Raw genomic sequence first — 15,669 nt, forward strand, 5'->3', positions numbered from 1 at the left:
GGTCAGCGCAGGTCGGTGAGGGCTTCCCGGAGGGCGCGGAAGATGCCGGAGCGCCAGCCGCCGCCCATGCCGCGGAAGGCGTAGGCGTTGACGGGGTCGTCGAGGTCGAAGCCCGCGTGCTCGACGAACAGGCGGGTCCCGCGCCCCTCGGCGACGAGCCGCCACGTCACCGTCGTGTCGAGGCCGCCGCCGCGCCAGCTGATGCGCAGCAGCCGGAGCTCCTCGATGTCGAGGACGCGGCACTCGATGGTCCCGTCGAAGCCGACCGCCGGGATGGGCTTGGCCGCGAAGGTGAAGCGGTGCCCGACGACGGGCTCGAAGTCGTTCGGCATCAGCCAGCGAGCCAGCAGCTCCGGCTCGGTCAGCGCCCGCCACACCTTCGCGGGCGGGTGCGGCAGGAACTCGTCCACCTCGATCGAGGCCCGCTCACCACTCATGTCCCCCCACCTCCACATCGCACCCCCGCGCACAGTCGTGCCCCTGTGCTGAAGTCGCGTCCTCGCTTATTGCATCCTGCGCCCTCGTCGTGGCCAGCGCCCATGTCACACCCTGCGCCCAGGCCGCCATCCGCCCACGTCGTGCCGTGCGCCCACGTCAGACCTTGCGGAAGCGGGTTAGGGCGATGGCACCGGACAGCAGGACGATTCCGGTGGTCCACGCCAGGGACCGCCAGACGTAGTCGCCGGGGGAGTGGCCTAGGGCCGCCGCGTCGCCCTGGGTGAGAACGCGCACGGCGTCCATCATCACGGTGACCGGCTGGTGCTCGGCGAAGCCGCGCAGCCACCCGGGCATCGTCTCCACCGGGACGTAGGCGCCGGAGACGAAGCTCAGCGGCAGCGCCAGGAAACCCACGCCCTGCGCGGCCTGCGGGTTCGCGGTCAGCAGCCCCAGCGCCACGAACATCCACACGAAGGCGAACCCGAACAGCACGCACAGCCCGAACCCGGCCAGCGCCGACCCCCAGCCCGCGTGCACCCGGAACCCCACGGCGAACGCCAGCGCGGCGCTCACCGCGAGGATCAGCGCGACCCGCACCGTGTCGGCCGCCACCTGCCCCGCGAGCGCGGCCGTGCGCGGCATCGGCAGCGACCTCAGCCGGTCCAGGTAGCCGGACGCGAGGTCCTCGGCGACCGCTACCGCCGCGCTCATCCCGGCGAACAGGCCGCTCACCGTCAGCAGCCCCGGGATCATGTAGTCGACGTACCCGACGCCGCCCGTGCCGATCGCTCCGCCGAACACGTACCGGAAGATGAGCAGGAACGCGACGCTCTGTACGAGGCCCATGACGAGGATCTGCGGCGTCCGGAGCGTCCGCCGGATCCCCCGCTGCGCGACCGCCCAGGTCGCGGCCCCGAACCCGGCCCCGCCGGCCACCCGAGTCATCGCCATGTCGACCCCCCGGTCCGACCGCTTCCACGCTCCGAGGGGGCGTGGGTCTTCGACCGGGCTCCGAGCAATGTGGGGGTGGCGGTCGCGCCGAGGTCAGGTGCCGGCGCCGTTCGGGCGCGTTCGCTCGGCGGGTAGTGGTCTGCGGCGGTTTCCAGAAGTCGCGGGATGGTCATGACGGGGTCCGTTCTGGGGTGGTGGTGAGGGCTAGGAAGACCTCGTCGAGGGTGGGGCGGCGCAGGGCGACGTCCTCGATGGCCACCTGGTGGTCGGACAGTGCCCGGACGGCTTTCAGCAGGTCGTCGGGGCCGTCCTCGGCGGGCATCGTCACCAGCAGGGACGACGGGTCGGTGTGGACGGGGGCGATCGGTTCGAGGGCGCGGGCGGCGGGGGCCAGCGCGGCGCGGTCGCGGACGTGGACCTCGACCAGGTCGCCGCCGATCCGCGACTTCAGTTCCCCGGGCGTGCCCTCGGCGGCCACCCGTCCCCTGTCAATGATCACGACGCGGTCGGCGAGGCGGTCGGCCTCGTCCAGGTACTGGGTGGTGAGGAGGACGTTCGTGCCGCCCGCCACCAGGCCGCCGATGGCGTCCCACAGTTCGATGCGGCCGCGCGGGTCGAGGCCGGTGGTGGGCTCGTCCAGCAGCAGGAGCCGGGGCGCGCCGACCAGGCTCGCGCCGAGGTCCAGGCGGCGGCGCGTCCCGCCCGAGTAGGTGCGGACGAGACGGTCGGCGACCTCGCCCAGGGACAGCCGGTCGAGCACCTCGGCCGCGCTCGCGCGAGCGGTCCGGCGGCCCTGGCCGAACAGGCGGGCGATCATCTCCAGGTTCTCCCGCCCGGTCATCGCCGCCTCGACCGCCGCGTACTGGCCGGCCAGGCCGATGAGCCGCCGCACCCGGCCCGGCTCGCGGGCCGCGTCGACGCCGTCCACGCGAAGGGTGCCGCCGTCGGGCCGGACGAGCGTCGCCACCGAGCGGACGAACGTCGTCTTCCCCGCGCCGTTCGGGCCGAGCAGTGCGACGACCTGCCCCGGTTCGGCGACGAGGTCGAGCCCGTCGAGGGCCCGCACGCCCCCGAACCGCTTGACCAGCCCGGCCGCCTCGACGACGGGGGTCACAGGTCCTCCTCGTCCAGCAGATCGCGCAGGTCGGCGAGCTTCTCCCGCCAGAACCGCTCGTAGGGGGACAGCCACTCCGAAAGCTCGCGCAGGGGCGCGGGCTCCAGCCGGTAGAGGCGCTGCCGGCCGCTGCGCCGCTCGCTGACCAGCCCGGCGTCGCGCAGCACCCTGAGGTGCTCCGACACGCTCGGGCGGCTCATCGAGAAGTGCGCCGCGAGGTCGTTGACCGGGCGCGGCCCGTCCAGCAGGAGCGCGGTGATCTCCCGCCGGACGGGGCTGGCCAGGGCCGCGAAGACGTCCACCGTCACCGCGCGGCCGGCGCGATGCCGTTGCCGTCGGAGTCGAAGTCCCTGGCCGCGTCCTGGCCGGAGAGCGGCACGGTCAGCAGCCGCACATGCGTGATGTTCATGCGCACGAAGATACGTAGGGGATTTCCTACCTGTCAAACGTAGGGAACTGCCTACGTGTTGCACGCCATGTTTGCCGGGCCGGTCGGGTGGCAGGTTGAGGGAATGCGTGCCGTCACCTATGACTCCTTTGCCGCCGACAACTCGCGCCTCCGGGTCGGGGACGTCCCGGACCCGAAGGTCGGGCCCGGGCAGGTCCTGATCGAGGTCCGCGCGGCGGGGGTCAACCCCGTGGACTGGAAGGTCATGGCCGGCGGCCTGGACGGGATGATGGACGCGCTGTTCCCCGTCATTCCGGGCTGGGACGTCGCCGGCGTCGTGCGGGGCAGCGGCCCCGACACGCCGGACTTCGCGGACGGCGACGAGGTCATGTCCTACGCCCGCAAGGACGTCGTCGGCGCCGGGACGTTCGCGCAGTACGTCGCGGTCGCGGCCGACGACGTGGCGCGCAAGCCCGCGGCGCTCGACTGGAACCAGGCCGGCGGGCTGCCGCTCGTCGGCATGACCGCGCAGCGCTCCCTGGACCGCCTCGAGATCGGGCCGGGCGACGTGCTGCTGGTCCACGCGGCGTCCGGCGGGGTGGGGAGCCTGGCCGTCCAGATCGCCCGCGACCGCGGCGCCCGCGTCATCGGCACGGCCTCCGAGCGGAACCACGACTTCCTGCGCGGCCTCGGCGCCGAGCCCGTCGCCTACGGGGACGGGCTGGTCGAGCGCGTCCGGGACCTGGCGCCCGGCGGCGTGTCCGCGGTCGCCGACTTCGTGGGCGGCCAGCTGGACACGACCCTCGCCGTCCTGGCCGAGGGCGGGCGGCACGTGTCGGTCGCGGACAACACGGTCGAGGAGCACGGCGGCCACTGGATCTGGGTCCGCCCGAGCGGGGCGAAGCTCGCCGAGCTGGCGGCCATGGCCGACCGCGGCGCGCTCACGGTGGAGGTGGCCGGGACGTTCCCGCTGGAGAAGGCGGGCGAGGCGTTCGACGAGAGCCGCGGCGGGCACACGCGCGGCAAGCTCGTCATCACGCCGTAGCCGCTAGATCCTCTTGCGCGCCAGGCCGGCTCGCCTGGCCCGCTCCTGGCGCTCGGGGCCTGCCTCGCGCCGGGCCTTGTCGAGCGCGCCCCAGTTCTCGGGCTGCATGCACATCAGCTCACCCGTGCCCGGGACCAGGATCACGCCGCCGAAGGGCTCGTCCCCGGCGAACCACGCGCCGAGGCCGATCTCCTTGGGCCACCGGTCGGAGAACAGCGGCTCCCGGGCGGACATGCGCGGCGCGGCGTCGCCGCCAAGGATCAGGGAGCGCACTCCCTTGGCCCCCAGGTTCGTCTTCCGTATGGGGGCGCGGAACTCGAAGTCGTAGATCTTCAGGACCCGGGCGCATCTCCGCGCGGCGATGATCTGGGGAAGCCAGAACCTCGTCCCCATCCCCAGCGAGATCAGCCCCGCGCCGAGGAACGGGCCGAGGTAGCCGACGCCGACGGCGAGCGGCACGGCCACCAGCACGGCGGCGACCGCCATGACCAGCAGGTAGCGCCTGACCAGGACCTTGTAGTGGTACTTCACCGGGCCCTGGCGGTCGGTGCCGTCCGTGGCATAGGGGACGGGGCCGCCGAACGGTCTGTAGAGCGCCAGCTGCAATGCCAGGAGCACCACGATGGCGAGCCCGAGCATCCCCAGGACCGCGACCCAGTAGAAGGTGTCGCTGCGGACCGCCAGAAGGAGCACGAAGGAGACCGCGAAGCCCGCCGCCAGGTAGGACGGCCGCCACATCCATTGCCGGCGGTCGTCGTTCGTGGAGGGACGCCCCTTCGCCCGCGGCTCTCCGCCGGTGCTGCCAGGTCCGGCCGAAGGCTCCGACATACCTCTCCATCCGCTTTCGTCTGCCACGTCCGTAGATCACGTGATCGTCCAAGGTAGGGCGATCGTCCCGGCGTGGCCACCCCGCGCCGCTGTTCACCCCCGCCAGGCAAGGCCCCGCATGGAGCAAAACTGGTAACTTGGTACCATGGTAAAAGTTGAGCGAGTGCAGACCGGCGTGCGCATCGAGCGCAACGTGCTCAAGGTCCTCAAGGCGCTGGCCGAGTACCTCGACCTCTCCCTCGGCGATCTGGTCGAGGGCATCGCCCTGCACGCCTTCGAGGGCAGGGCCCCCTTCTCGCCGGAGACGCTCGCCAAGATCGAGCAGCTCAAGGACGTCTACGGCCTGACGCTGACCGCCGCGGACGCGCACACCCTGGACGAGCCGCGATGAGCGGCGTCCGGCACCGCCTCACCGGCCGCATCACCGTCCCGCTGCCCCCGGCCGAGGCGTTCCCCCTCTTCACCGCACGGGGCGAGCGGCGCTGGGTGCCGGGGTGGGAGGGAGCCGCCCAGCTGCACCGGTTCGCCGACGGATACCCCGCCTTCCTCGCGACCTGGCAGGACGCCATCACAGATGCCCTCCAAGCCGAAGCCCTCCAGGCCGACGCCGTGCGAGCCGCCAACCCGGGCCCGGCCACCTGACCACCCCTGGGGGAATCGCTAGGAAGGACACCGAAGGGCCGCACACGCCCCCGTACCGCCCCGCATGCAGAGGGAACCCGTTCGCGGCGACCGGTCGAGTACCGGGTGACAGCCAACCGAAAGGACCCCCATGAACGGACGTGGCCCATGTTGACCGCGCCTTCCGGGACGGAACCGGACGTCCCTCCCGGTCCGGTGACCGACGCCGCGGTCCTGCGGGAGTCGCTCCGGCGGCCCGAGCGCTTCGCGGAGATCTTCGACCGGCACGGCGACGAGATCCACCGCTACGTCGCCCGCCGCCTCGGCCCCGACATGGCCGAGGACGTCGTCGCGGAGACGTTCCTGGCCGCGTTCCGCAAGCGCGGGCGGTACGACCTCGGACGACCGGACGCGCGCCCGTGGCTCTACGGGATCGCCACGCACGCCCTGCGCGAGCACCGCCGGGCCGAGGCCCGCCGGAACCGGGCCCTCGCCCGCGCGGCGCCGGACCGGCCGGACGAGGGCTTCGACGAGCGCAGCACCGCCAGGGTGGCGGCGGGCCGGCTGCGGCCCGAGCTCGCCGCGGCCCTCACCCGCCTCTCGGCCGCCGACCGCGACCTGCTCCTGCTCATCGCCTGGGCCGACCTGAGCTACGACGAGGCGGCCCAGGCCCTCGGCGTCCCCGTCGGCACGATCAAGTCCCGCCTGCACCGGATCCGCAAGAAGCTCCACCGCGCGTTCGGCGGCACCCACCCCCTCCAGGAGAACACGACATGACCACCGACGAGATCACCCTGTTCCGCGAGGGCCGCCCGGACGTGCCCGAGTACGACCGCATGGCCAAGGCCCGCCTGCGCGTCCGTCTCAGCGATGACGCGCCCGCGTCCCCGACCCGGCCGTGGCCGGGCCGCCGGCGCCTCCTCACGGCGGGCGCCCTCGCCGGGGCCATGGCGGTCGCCGCCGTCGTCGCCATCGGACAGGATGACCGGGAGCCCGAGCCCGTCGCCCTGCGTCCGGTCGGCAGCCCTCAGGACCTTGCCCGCAACGCCGCCCTGGTCGCGGCGACCAAGCCCGTCCCGAAGCTCGGCCCGGCGCAGTGGGCCTACGTGAAGACCGTCTACGCCGAGACCCGGGAAGGCGGCGGGCGCCCGCTCTTCGGCACCCCGGCGAAGACCCGCACCCAGGAACTGTGGCGCCGGACGGACGGCAAGCGGTTCGCCGTGGTCGAGAACGGGAGGCTGCGCGTCGCCGAGGGCTCGAAGTACACCCCGGCCTATCCCGAACTGCTCTCCCTGCCGACCGACCCCGGCGCGGTGCTCGCGCGGATCTACAAGACGGTCGACGCCGAGTACGCCCGGCGTCTCGCGGAGTGGAGCAAGCCGGTCCCGGAGGGACTGCCGAAGCGGACACGCGAGAAGTACGCGCTGATGAAGAAGGCGAAGCCGAAGCCGCCGACCGCCGAGGAGCGCGACTCCGCGGCGTTCGAACTCGTCACCCGCTCCATGCGCGACGCCGTCCTCCCCTCGAAGATCGAGGCGGCGCTGTACGGCGCCGCGGCCAGGATCCCCGGCGTGCGCTACGAGCCCGCGGCCGCCGATCTCGGGGGTCGCCGCGGGGTCACCCTCTACCGCGTCGAGAACGGCTACCTGCGCAGTGAGATCCTCATCGATCCGAAGAGCTACGCCTACCTGGGCTTTCGCGCCATAGCCGTGAAGGACCACCGGGAGCCCGGCCTGCTGCCGGTGAAGCGGGGGCAGATCACCGGCTGGGGCGCCCTGACGGCCTCGGCCTTCGTCCCGAAGCCGGGCGCTCGCGGCTGAGCCGGGACGGAACGCCGGGATGACGCCTCGCCCGGGCCCGCCGGGGGTGCGGACCAGCGGAGCGGGCGAGGCGTCACCGCCCCCGTCGCGCCGTCTCTCCGCGCGCGAGGAGCGGGGGAGGCGGCGCCGAGAAGGTCCCCGTCAGTCGACCAGGGCGCCGGCGGTGATGTTGACCTGCGTCGAGGTCAGGCTGGCGGCGTGGTCGGAGGCCAGGAAGGCGGCGACGCGGCCGACGTCGGTGAGCGTCGCGGCGCGCTTGAGCAGGGTGGCGTCCACCATCTGCTGCTTGACCGGCTCCATGTCCGGGATGTCCGGCATGGACTCGGGGATGCCGCCGGTCCGCATCGACAGGACGCGGACCGAGTGCGGCCCGAGCTCGCACGCCCACTGGCGGCGCATCGCCTCGACCATGTCGCAGCCGATCTGCACCGTCCCGATGCCGGGCATGCGGTTGCTGCTGTCGGAGCCGCCGAAGTGCAGGATCACGCCCGAGCCCTGCTTGACCATGTGCCGCGCGGCGGCCTGGGTGGTCAGCAGGAACGAGCGGGCGACCTTCTCCATGGCCCGGCCGAAGTCCGCCACCGGCATGTCGATCAGGGGCACGAACAGCGCGTCCTGGGAGATGACGTTGACGGACACGTCGACGCTGCCGGCCGTCTCCACGACCGAGTCGACCCAGCCGTTCACCGCGTCCTCGTCCAGGGCGTCCACGCGGGCCGTCTCGGCGAGGCCGCCGGCGCCCCGGATCTCCTCGGCGACGGCGTCGAGCGTGGCGGGGGTGCGGCCGGCGAGGAACACGCGCGCGCCCTCGGCCGCGAAGGCGCGCGCCATGGCGCCGCCGATCGCCCCGCCGCCGCCGTAGATCACCGCGGTCTTGTTCTCCAGAAGCATCGTGGTTCTCCGTTCGTTCGAGGTGCCACGACGCTACGAGCGCGACCGGACGGCCCGCATCGGTCATCGAACGGATGTGCAACATCCCAGGCCAGCGGGGGTGGACGGGCCCAGAGGGCGGTGTCGTCGGGGCGGGGCCGGCGGGTGCGCCGGTCAGGGTAAGTCAGATGTCCGATACCAGCCGGGCCAGCTCCACGCGGCGGGTGACGCCGATCTTCGGATAGGCCTTGTAGAGGTGGTGCCCGACCGTGCGGGGGCTGAGGTAGAGCTGCGCGCCGATCTCCCGGTTGCTGAGCCCGGCGGCGGCGAGCCGCACGACCTGGAGCTCCTGCGGGGTCAGCCGCTTCAGGGGGTCGGCGTCCCCGGACCGGGCCGCCGGGCGGTCCCCGAGGACCTCCAGTTCGGCGCGGGCGCGCTCGGCCCAGCACTCGGCGCCGAGCCGGGCGAACGCCTCCCGCGCCGCGGTCAGCTCCTCCCGCGCCTCGGTGCGGCGGCGCCGGCGACGCAGCCACTCGCCGTACAGCAGCCGGGTCCGCGCGGTGTCGTAGGCGCGGTCGCCGTGCAGGCTCAGGGCGGTGCGGTAGTGCTCGTCCGCCTCGTCCCCGGCGGCGAGCAGGGCGCGGCACCGGGAGACCAGGGCGGTGCTCGACGCGGCCGCCGCCCACGTCTCGAACGCGGGCAGGTAGGTGCGGGCCAGCTCCGGACGCCCGGCGCGCACCGCCGCCTCCGCGTGGTCGGGAACGGCGCGGATCAGCACGTCGTGCCGGGCGGGGCCGGAGCACACCGCGTCCAGCCGCTCCAACGCGGCGCGGGCGTCCCCCTCGGCGAGGTCGAGCAGGCCGAGGCCCCAGGACGCGAGCGCGGCGTTCGTCGGGTGCAGGTCGGCGTGCCCGAGGACGTCCGGCGCCAGGGCGCGGCTGCGCTCGGCGTCCGACTCCAGCCGCACCGTGATGCACTTCAACGCGGTGACCTGCATGTCCATGCCGATGTCGGCGGCCAGCGACATGCCCTCGGCCGCCGCCGCGTCCGCGCCGCGCAGGTCGCCGAGCAGCACCCGCCCGATCGCGAGGGGCTCCAGGATGTAGGGGAGCCAGCCGAGCGCGCCCCTGGCCCTGGCCTCCGACGCCATCTCCACGAGCAGCCCGGTCGCGCCGCGGTCGTCGGCCACGAGCAGGCCCATGAAACCGCCGATGAGGCGTTCGACGACGTCCTCGATCCCGCCGTTCCGCGCGGCCTCGAAGAGGGCCCGCATCGGCGGGACGGCCCCCGGCGCGCCGTCCGGCAGCCGCCCGTAGGCGATCAGTGCGGCGGTCACCGGCGCCTTCGCCGAACCCGCGGGCAGCCGCACCTTCCCGAGCAGCTCGACGCTCTGCCGCACCAGGTCGTGCGCCCCGGCGTCCCGGGCGGACCAGACGGCCTCCGTGAGCATGGCCACCGCCTGCTCGGGGTCGCTCTCGGCGATGAGCGCCGCGCCCCGCAGCGCCAGCTCCGCGTCGGCGGCCGGGGAGGTGCGCTCGTAGGCGACCTGGGCGCGGATGAAGGTGGCCTCGGCGACGACTCCGTCCTCGGCGGTGAGGTGCTCGGCCTCCTCGGCGAGGCGGGCGGCCTGGTCGGGCCGGCCCGCGTCGTAGGAGGCCCGCGCCGCGTGGACGAGCCGCCGGGCCCGGCCCTCCGGCTCGGTGCTGAGCCGCGCGGCGCGCTCGTAGGCGGTGGCGACGGCGGCGGTCCCGCCGCGCAGCTCGGCGCGGTGCGCGACCCGTTCGAGCTCGGCGGCGACGCCCTCGTCCGGGCCGGTCGCGGCCGCCGCCAGGTGCCAGGCGCGCCGGTCGGCGTGCTCGTCGCCGCCGAGGACCCGCGCCAGCGCGCCGTGGATCTCGATCCGCCGGTGGTGCGCCGCGTCCTGGTAGGCGACGGCGCGGATGAGCGGGTGCCGGAACCGCACCTCCTCGCCGTCGAGGACGACGAGCCCGGCCTCCTCGGCGGGTTCGAGGTCGGCGGGGGTCAGGCCGAGCGCGTCCCCGGCGCGGAGCACGATGCCGAGGTCGGCGGTGCCGTCGGCGGCGACCACGAGGAGCAGCCGGCGGGTGGCCTCCGGCAGCTCGGCCAGCCGGCGGCGGAACGTCTCCTGCACCCTGCCGCCGACCGGCAGCGGCTCGGCGGGACGGGCGGGACGCGACCGCAGGGCGCTCCCCAGCTCGATGAGCGCGAGCGGGTTGCCGGCCGCCTCGTCCAGCAGCCGCTCCCGCACCGGGACGGTCAGGCCGGGCGCGTGCGCCGCCACCAGGTCCTCGGCGGCGCGGCGGTCCAGCCCGGCCAGCCGCAGCACCTCCAGGCCGCGGTCGGGGAACGGGCGGGCGCCGTCCCGGGCCGTGAAGATCATGGAGATGGGGTCGGCGCCGAGCCTGCGGGCGGCGAACAGCAGCGCGTCCAGCGAGGCGGTGTCCAGCCACTGGGCGTCGTCGACCAGGCACACCAGCGGGCGGTCGGCGGCCAGCTCCGACAGCAGCGTGAGCGTGGCCGCGCCGATCAGGAAGCGGTCGCCCGCCGGTCCCGAGCCGAGGCCGAACGCCGACCGCAGCGCCGCCGCCTGCTGCTCGGGCAGCGCGTCGAACCGGTCCGCGTAGGGGTGCAGCATCTGGTGGAGCCCGCCGAACGCCAGTTCCGACTCGGACTCGACGCCGACGCCGCGGACGACCCGCATCTCCCCGGCGTCAGCGACGGCCTGGTGGACGAGGGCCGTCTTGCCGATCCCCGCCTCGCCCTGGACCACCACGGTCCTGCTCCGCCCGGCGCGGGCGTCCTCGAGCAGGCCGGCGAGGTGGTCGAGCTCGCGGTCTCGCCCCATGAGCACGGGACCACACTACAAGCCGCACCCGCCGCAAAGACGGACGAATCGACCACCCCGCCGGGGCGCCTCAGCGCAGCGCCGAGCGGCCGGTCGGGGCCAGGACCAGCCGCTCCGGCGGTGCCGTGGAGCCGGCGGTGAGGGCGGGCAGGAGCCGCTCGGTCCACTCCGGCGACCGGTCCAGCCGGTCGAGGTGGTCGCGCAGACGGGCGGTGTCCTCGAAGACGGTGAACCAGACGAAGACGTTCGCCTCCGCCCGCACGGGCAGGCGAGGGAAGGTGTTCTCGGCCGGTTCGGTCTGGAAGCGGGCGATGGGAGGGGCTCCGAGGCCGGTCAGGAACGGAGCGACCGTGTCGTCGAAGTAGGCCGCGAACGCGGCGTCGACGGGGTCCTCCCGGTGCAGGATCGTCGCCGTCACCCGTGACTCGGGAGGCGTCGCGCCGACCGGCGGCCGACCGTCCGCGGACGGGAAGCCGGAGCCGGGCGCCACCGGCCGCAGCAGCAGGACGTCGTCGGAGTCGAGCATGGTCTCGGCGGCGGCGACGCCGTGCTCCTTCCAAGCCGCGCCCTCCAGGTAGAAGGCGGTGAGCGCGGCCTTCCGCGACTCCATGTCGCGGAAGCCGCGCAGCCATACGTACCGGTCCGGGTCGTCCTCGTCGTGGAACTGCCCGATGACGCGCATCCCGACGGCCTCCTGGGTCTCGACGAACTCGCGGTCGAAGAGTTCGGTCAGGACGGCGCGGCCTCCCGGTCGGAGCGTGTACTGCCGCAGCTCGACGACGGCGCAGGGGAGGGCGGCCGCGGAGTACGGCGTGGTCGTGAGGGATTCGGGCATGGCTCGTTCCTTGTGCGGAGGAGTGGTGGGGTTCCACGGTCGCAGCCCGGGTGCGGCGGCCACGAGTGGCAAATCCGCCGATGTTCGCACGCTTTTCGCCATAGGTTGGTCGGCTATGACGCGCGCCTCCGTCGCCCTCGTCCTCCTCGAGGACATGCCGTTCTTCGAGGTCGGGATCGCCTGCCAGGTCTTCCGCTCGGCGCGGGCCGACCCGGCCGTCCCGTGGTACGGGCTGCGGCTGTGCTCGACCGAGCCCGGAGACGTGCGCCTGGAGTTCGGATTCACCCTCAACGCCGGGCACGGGTTCGACGCCCTCGCCGGCGCCGACATGGTGGTCGTGCCCGCGCTGCCGTACGTCCACGTGGAGTCCGACCGCCCGGTGCCGCCCGCGCTGACCGGCGCGCTCGCGGCGGCGCACCGCGCGGGCGCGCGGATCGTGTCGCTGTGCACCGGCGCGTTCGCCCTCGGCGCCGCCGGGCTCCTGGACGGACGCTCCGCCGCCACCCACTGGATGTTCGCCGACGAGCTGCAGCGCCGGCACCCGGAGGTCCGGGTGGACGCCTCGGTGCTCTACGTCGACGACGGGGACGTCCTCAGCAGCGCCGGGCGGACCGCCGGGCTCGACCTGTGCCTGCACATCGTCCGCCGCGACCTCGGCGCGGACGTCGCCAACCAGGTGGCCCGGCGCATGGTGGTGCCCGCGCACCGCCCCGGCGGCCAGGCCCAGTACGTCGAGCTCGCCGTGCCCCGCACCGACGGGGACGGGCTGGGCCCGGTCCTCCAGTGGGCCGCCGCGCACCTCGACGAGCCGCTGACCGTCACCGACCTCACCCGGCGGGCGCGGATGAGCCCGCGGACGTTCGCCCGCCGCTTCACCGCGCACACCGGGACCACACCGTCCCGGTGGCTCCTCGACCAGCGCCTCGGCCGCGCCCGGGTGCTCCTCGAATCCACCGACCTGCCCGTCGACCAGGTGAGCCGCCGCAGCGGCCTCGGCTCGGCCGCGAACCTGCGGCGCCACTTCACCCGGCACGTCGGCGTCCCGCCGACCGACTACCGGCGCGCCTTCCGCTCCCGCGGCGCCTGAATCCGCCCGGCGCCCGTGGGGGCGCGCCGTAGGGTGGGCGCATGTACTCGACGCGGGTCTCCCGGCGCGTGCGGGCCCGGCCTTCGGCCGTCTACCGGGCGCTCATCGACGCGGACGCCATCATGCGGTGGCGGGTCCCGGACGGCATGACCAGCGAGGTGCACGAGTTCGACGGCCGCGAGGGCGGCACGTTCCGGATCTCGCTCACCTACGACGCGCCGACCGGCGCCGGGAAGACGGCGGCGCACACCGACACCTACCACGGGCGGTTCGTGGAGCTGGTGCCGGACGAGCGCGTGGTCGAGGTGTTCGAGTTCGAGACCGGCGACCCCGCCCTCCGGGGCGAGATGACGATGACCACGACGCTCACCGAGGTCGACGGCGGCACCGAGGTGCTCATCGTGCACGAGGGCCTGCCCGACGCCGTCCCCGCCGCCGACAACGAGACCGGGACGCGCATGGCCCTCGACAACCTCGCCAAGCTCGTCGAACCGGGCTGACCGGCCTACCCGTCGTCCAGGAGGCGGCGGGCGAGGATCGTCGCGCCCTTCACGGCCGCCTGGTCGTCCAGTTCCGTGCGCACCAGGCGGGGCGGGGCGCGGAAGACCAGGCGGTCGGCCAGGCGCAAGCCCAGCGGGTCCAGCAGCGCGTCGCCGGCGCGGGCGAGGCCGCCGCCCATGACCACGAGGCCAGGGTCCAGCAGGAGGGTCGCCGCGGCGAGGCCGTCGGCCAGGCAGTCGAGCGCCTCCGACCAGACCCGCCCCGCCTTCTCCTCGCCCCTCGCGGCCCGCGCCATCACCTCCTCGGCGGCCACGCCCCCGCCGTGGCGGCGGGAGACGGCGGCGGCCGAGGCGTAGGTCTCCAGGCAGCCCCGGTTCCCGCAGGCGCAGGGCTCGCCGCCGGGACGGACGACCACGTGGCCGATCTCGCCGCTCCAGCCCACCGTCCCCGGATAGGGGACGCCGTTCAGGATCAGCGCGGCCGCGATGCCGGTCCCGATCGCCATGAAGACGAAGTCGCCCGCGCCGCGGCCCGCGCCCAGCACGGCCTCGGCCAGGCCTCCGGTGCGGACGTCGTGGCCGATGGCGACCGGAACGCCGAGGCGCTCGCGCGCCATCAGCCGGATCGGCACGTCCCGCCACCCCAGGTTGGCGGAGTGGACGGCCGTGCCCTCCGCCTCGTCCACGATGCCGGGCAGGGCGATGCCCACCGCGCGGGCGGGGGAGCCCAGGGACGCGGCGCGGGCGGCGAGCTGGGCGGCGAAGTCCAGGACGCCGCCCACCGGGTCGGCCCGGTCGGTGGGCCGCGACTCGCTCGCCAGGACCTGCGGCTCCCCGCCGGCCCGCACGCCCTCGCCGCCCCGCGTGCCGTCACTGACCAGGGCGGCCTTCATTGTCGTGCCGCCCACGTCCAGGCCGATGAGGGTCACTTGGGCCTCCGAAGGATGCACCGGGCTTCAGGCCGCGGAGGGATTCGGACTCCGGCAGTGGCGGCCCGGCACAGCCGGGACTGTCCAAGACAAGGGCCCGCTGACACCCGAAAACCCTTACCGGCTTCCTGTCCGCTAGTAATGTTGCGGTCATGCGGACGGCGTACAAGTGCCGGGCCTATCCCGAGCCCGAGCAGGCGGCCCTGTTCGGCCGCACGTTCGGCTGCATCCGCCTGGTGTGGAACAAGACACTCGCCGAGCGCCGCCGCGCCTACCGGGTTGAGGGAAGGCGCATCTCCTACCGGGAGACCGACGCCGCGCTCACCGAGTGGAAGAAGACCAAGGGGTTGGCGTTCCTGTCGGAGGTGTCCTCGGTTCCGCTGCAGCAGGCGCTGCGCCATCAGCACGCCGCGTTCGCCAATTTCTTCGCCGGGCGCGCCCGCCATCCGCGTTTCAAGGCCCGTACCTCCCGCCAGTCCGCCCACTACACCCGCTCGGCGTTCCGCATCAAGGACGGGCAGTTGCGGATGGCCAAGACCACCGCACCGCTGAAGTTCGTGTGGTCCTTCCTGGACGTGGACCTGGCCGCGCTGGACCCGACGATGGTGGTGGTCTCGCGGGAACCCGATGGCCGCTGGTATGTGACCTTCGCTGTCGACACCCGCGCCCCCGACCCCTTCTCGCCCGCCGGGCACGCCATCGGCGTCGACCTGGGTGTGAAGGACTTCGCGGTGACCTCCGACGGGGACCGCATCGCCAACCCCCGCCACTTGGAGAGGAAGCAGCGCAACCTGGCCCGGTACCAGCGGCGCATGGCCCGCAAGCGGCCCGGCAGCAGCAACCGGCGCAAGGCCAAGGCCAAGGTCGCCCGCGCGTGCCGCAAGGTCCGCAACGCCCGCGCCGACTTCCTGCACCGCACCAGCACCGCCCTCATCGGCAGGGCGGACACCATCGTGATCGAGGACCTGGCCGTCGTCAACATGGTGAAGAACCGCAGGCTCGCCAAGGCGATCTCCGACTGCGGGTGGGGTGAGTTCCGCCGCCAGTTGGAGTACAAGGCCGAACGGGCCGGACGGACCCTGGTGGTGATCGACCGGTGGTGCCCCTCGTCCAAGACCTGCTCGGCATGCGGGCATCTGCTCGCTGAGTTGAGTCTGTCGACCCGGCACTGGACGTGTCCGGGCTGCCGCACCCGGCACGACCGGGACCACAACGCGGCCAAGAACATCCTTGCGGCTGGTCGAGCCGTAGCCAGGGGAGACCCCGGCGATGTCTGTGGAGCCGATGTCAGACGGCAAGGGACCGCCCTTCCGCAATCGGCCGCGAAGCAGAATCACCCACGGCGCGAGCCGTAGGACTCCCCTCCCGCCAGGGAGA

The 15,669-nt window shown here is 74.0% G+C and carries 17 protein-coding genes; 8 read left to right on the forward strand and 9 right to left on the reverse strand.

Features of this window, described 5'->3' with window-relative positions:
- Positions 1-2: 2 nt before the first annotated feature.
- From AB0C21_RS20810 to AB0C21_RS20825, 4 genes are all read right to left on the reverse strand, one after another.
- Complete coding sequence (locus AB0C21_RS20810) at positions 3-437, reverse strand: SRPBCC family protein (protein ID WP_500206116.1); 435 nt, start codon at positions 435-437, stop codon at positions 3-5.
- A gap of 157 nt (positions 438-594) precedes the next feature.
- Entirely contained in the window at positions 595-1,389 is a 795-nt protein-coding gene (locus AB0C21_RS20815; protein ID WP_500206118.1) for an ABC transporter permease, read from the reverse strand.
- A gap of 169 nt (positions 1,390-1,558) precedes the next feature.
- Positions 1,559-2,503, reverse strand: a complete 945-nt coding sequence (locus tag AB0C21_RS20820; RefSeq protein ID WP_500206120.1) for an ATP-binding cassette domain-containing protein — start codon at positions 2,501-2,503, stop codon at positions 1,559-1,561.
- Positions 2,500-2,805 (reverse strand): ArsR/SmtB family transcription factor, encoded by a 306-nt coding sequence (locus tag AB0C21_RS20825; RefSeq protein WP_500206122.1) that lies wholly within the window; start codon positions 2,803-2,805, stop codon positions 2,500-2,502. Before AB0C21_RS20825 ends, AB0C21_RS20820 begins: the two co-directional genes overlap by 4 nt.
- Before the next feature lie 210 nt (positions 2,806-3,015).
- Between AB0C21_RS20825 and AB0C21_RS20830 the strand changes: the two genes are divergently transcribed.
- Positions 3,016-3,936, forward strand: a complete 921-nt coding sequence (locus AB0C21_RS20830) for an NADP-dependent oxidoreductase (RefSeq protein WP_500206124.1) — start codon at positions 3,016-3,018, stop codon at positions 3,934-3,936.
- A 3-nt stretch (positions 3,937-3,939) separates the two neighbouring features.
- Here the strand turns inward: AB0C21_RS20830 and AB0C21_RS20835 are convergent, their stop codons facing one another.
- A complete protein-coding gene (locus tag AB0C21_RS20835) occupies positions 3,940-4,764 on the reverse strand; it encodes a hypothetical protein (RefSeq protein ID WP_500206125.1) in 825 nt (274 codons plus the stop codon).
- Between the two features lie 145 nt (positions 4,765-4,909).
- Here AB0C21_RS20835 and AB0C21_RS20840 point away from each other — a divergent pair, with 145 nt between their 5' ends.
- From AB0C21_RS20840 to AB0C21_RS20855, 4 genes are all read left to right on the forward strand, one after another.
- Positions 4,910-5,155, forward strand: coding sequence for a hypothetical protein (locus AB0C21_RS20840; protein WP_500206127.1), 246 nt, complete (start codon positions 4,910-4,912; stop codon positions 5,153-5,155).
- Positions 5,152-5,406, forward strand: a complete 255-nt coding sequence (locus tag AB0C21_RS20845) for a hypothetical protein (RefSeq protein WP_500206128.1) — start codon at positions 5,152-5,154, stop codon at positions 5,404-5,406. Before AB0C21_RS20840 ends, AB0C21_RS20845 begins: the two co-directional genes overlap by 4 nt.
- A 147-nt stretch (positions 5,407-5,553) precedes the next feature.
- Positions 5,554-6,162: an RNA polymerase sigma factor gene (locus tag AB0C21_RS20850; RefSeq protein WP_500206130.1), complete on the forward strand. Its 609-nt coding sequence runs from the start codon at positions 5,554-5,556 to the stop codon at positions 6,160-6,162.
- On the forward strand, positions 6,159-7,205 hold the full coding sequence (locus tag AB0C21_RS20855; RefSeq protein WP_500206132.1) for a CU044_5270 family protein: 1,047 nt from the start codon (positions 6,159-6,161) through the stop codon (positions 7,203-7,205). The genes AB0C21_RS20850 and AB0C21_RS20855 overlap by 4 nt, the downstream gene beginning before the upstream one ends.
- A 141-nt stretch (positions 7,206-7,346) precedes the next feature.
- On the opposite strand, the gene AB0C21_RS20860 is transcribed toward AB0C21_RS20855, so the two are convergent.
- From AB0C21_RS20860 to AB0C21_RS20870, 3 genes are all read right to left on the reverse strand, one after another.
- The gene (locus tag AB0C21_RS20860; protein ID WP_500206134.1) at positions 7,347-8,096 is read right to left on the reverse strand and encodes an SDR family NAD(P)-dependent oxidoreductase; all 750 of its coding nucleotides are present in this window, start codon (positions 8,094-8,096) and stop codon (positions 7,347-7,349) included.
- A 163-nt stretch (positions 8,097-8,259) separates the two neighbouring features.
- Positions 8,260-10,941: an ATP-binding protein gene (locus AB0C21_RS20865; RefSeq protein WP_500206192.1), complete on the reverse strand. Its 2,682-nt coding sequence runs from the start codon at positions 10,939-10,941 to the stop codon at positions 8,260-8,262.
- Between the two features lie 70 nt (positions 10,942-11,011).
- Entirely contained in the window at positions 11,012-11,776 is a 765-nt protein-coding gene (locus AB0C21_RS20870; RefSeq protein WP_500206136.1) for an NIPSNAP family protein, read from the reverse strand.
- Positions 11,777-11,891: 115 nt separating this feature from the next.
- On the opposite strand from AB0C21_RS20870, the gene AB0C21_RS20875 reads away from it, so the two are divergent.
- Together AB0C21_RS20875 and AB0C21_RS20880 are read left to right on the forward strand one after the other, a co-directional pair.
- Complete coding sequence (locus tag AB0C21_RS20875) at positions 11,892-12,863, forward strand: GlxA family transcriptional regulator (protein ID WP_500206137.1); 972 nt, start codon at positions 11,892-11,894, stop codon at positions 12,861-12,863.
- Between the two features lie 41 nt (positions 12,864-12,904).
- Entirely contained in the window at positions 12,905-13,363 is a 459-nt protein-coding gene (locus AB0C21_RS20880; RefSeq protein WP_500206139.1) for an SRPBCC domain-containing protein, read from the forward strand.
- A 5-nt stretch (positions 13,364-13,368) separates the two neighbouring features.
- Here the strand turns inward: AB0C21_RS20880 and AB0C21_RS20885 are convergent, their stop codons facing one another.
- Entirely contained in the window at positions 13,369-14,292 is a 924-nt protein-coding gene (locus AB0C21_RS20885; protein ID WP_500206142.1) for an ROK family protein, read from the reverse strand.
- A 152-nt stretch (positions 14,293-14,444) separates the two neighbouring features.
- Between AB0C21_RS20885 and AB0C21_RS20890 the strand changes: the two genes are divergently transcribed.
- On the forward strand, positions 14,445-15,647 hold the full coding sequence (locus AB0C21_RS20890; protein WP_500206144.1) for an RNA-guided endonuclease InsQ/TnpB family protein: 1,203 nt from the start codon (positions 14,445-14,447) through the stop codon (positions 15,645-15,647).
- Positions 15,648-15,669 lie beyond the last annotated feature (22 nt).

It is taken from the genome of Spirillospora sp. NPDC049024, from assembly GCF_040649235.1.
Classification (GTDB): domain Bacteria; phylum Actinomycetota; class Actinomycetes; order Streptosporangiales; family Streptosporangiaceae; genus Spirillospora.

Excerpts from the sequence above, each read along its gene's own strand:
- AB0C21_RS20810 (WP_500206116.1), bottom strand. The coding sequence starts at position 437 with ATGAGTGGTGAGCGGGCCTCGATCGAGGTGGACGAGTTCCTGCCGCAC.
- AB0C21_RS20815 (WP_500206118.1), bottom strand. The coding sequence starts at position 1,389 with ATGGCGATGACTCGGGTGGCCGGCGGGGCCGGGTTCGGGGCCGCGACC.
- AB0C21_RS20830 (WP_500206124.1), top strand. The coding sequence starts at position 3,016 with ATGCGTGCCGTCACCTATGACTCCTTTGCCGCCGACAACTCGCGCCTC.
- AB0C21_RS20835 (WP_500206125.1), bottom strand. The coding sequence starts at position 4,764 with ATGTCGGAGCCTTCGGCCGGACCTGGCAGCACCGGCGGAGAGCCGCGG.
- AB0C21_RS20840 (WP_500206127.1), top strand. The coding sequence starts at position 4,910 with ATGGTAAAAGTTGAGCGAGTGCAGACCGGCGTGCGCATCGAGCGCAAC.
- AB0C21_RS20845 (WP_500206128.1), top strand. The coding sequence starts at position 5,152 with ATGAGCGGCGTCCGGCACCGCCTCACCGGCCGCATCACCGTCCCGCTG.
- AB0C21_RS20850 (WP_500206130.1), top strand. The coding sequence starts at position 5,554 with ATGTTGACCGCGCCTTCCGGGACGGAACCGGACGTCCCTCCCGGTCCG.
- AB0C21_RS20855 (WP_500206132.1), top strand. The coding sequence starts at position 6,159 with ATGACCACCGACGAGATCACCCTGTTCCGCGAGGGCCGCCCGGACGTG.
- AB0C21_RS20860 (WP_500206134.1), bottom strand. The coding sequence starts at position 8,096 with ATGCTTCTGGAGAACAAGACCGCGGTGATCTACGGCGGCGGCGGGGCG.
- AB0C21_RS20865 (WP_500206192.1), bottom strand. The coding sequence starts at position 10,941 with ATGGGGCGAGACCGCGAGCTCGACCACCTCGCCGGCCTGCTCGAGGAC.
- AB0C21_RS20870 (WP_500206136.1), bottom strand. The coding sequence starts at position 11,776 with ATGCCCGAATCCCTCACGACCACGCCGTACTCCGCGGCCGCCCTCCCC.
- AB0C21_RS20875 (WP_500206137.1), top strand. The coding sequence starts at position 11,892 with ATGACGCGCGCCTCCGTCGCCCTCGTCCTCCTCGAGGACATGCCGTTC.
- AB0C21_RS20880 (WP_500206139.1), top strand. The coding sequence starts at position 12,905 with ATGTACTCGACGCGGGTCTCCCGGCGCGTGCGGGCCCGGCCTTCGGCC.
- AB0C21_RS20890 (WP_500206144.1), top strand. The coding sequence starts at position 14,445 with ATGCGGACGGCGTACAAGTGCCGGGCCTATCCCGAGCCCGAGCAGGCG.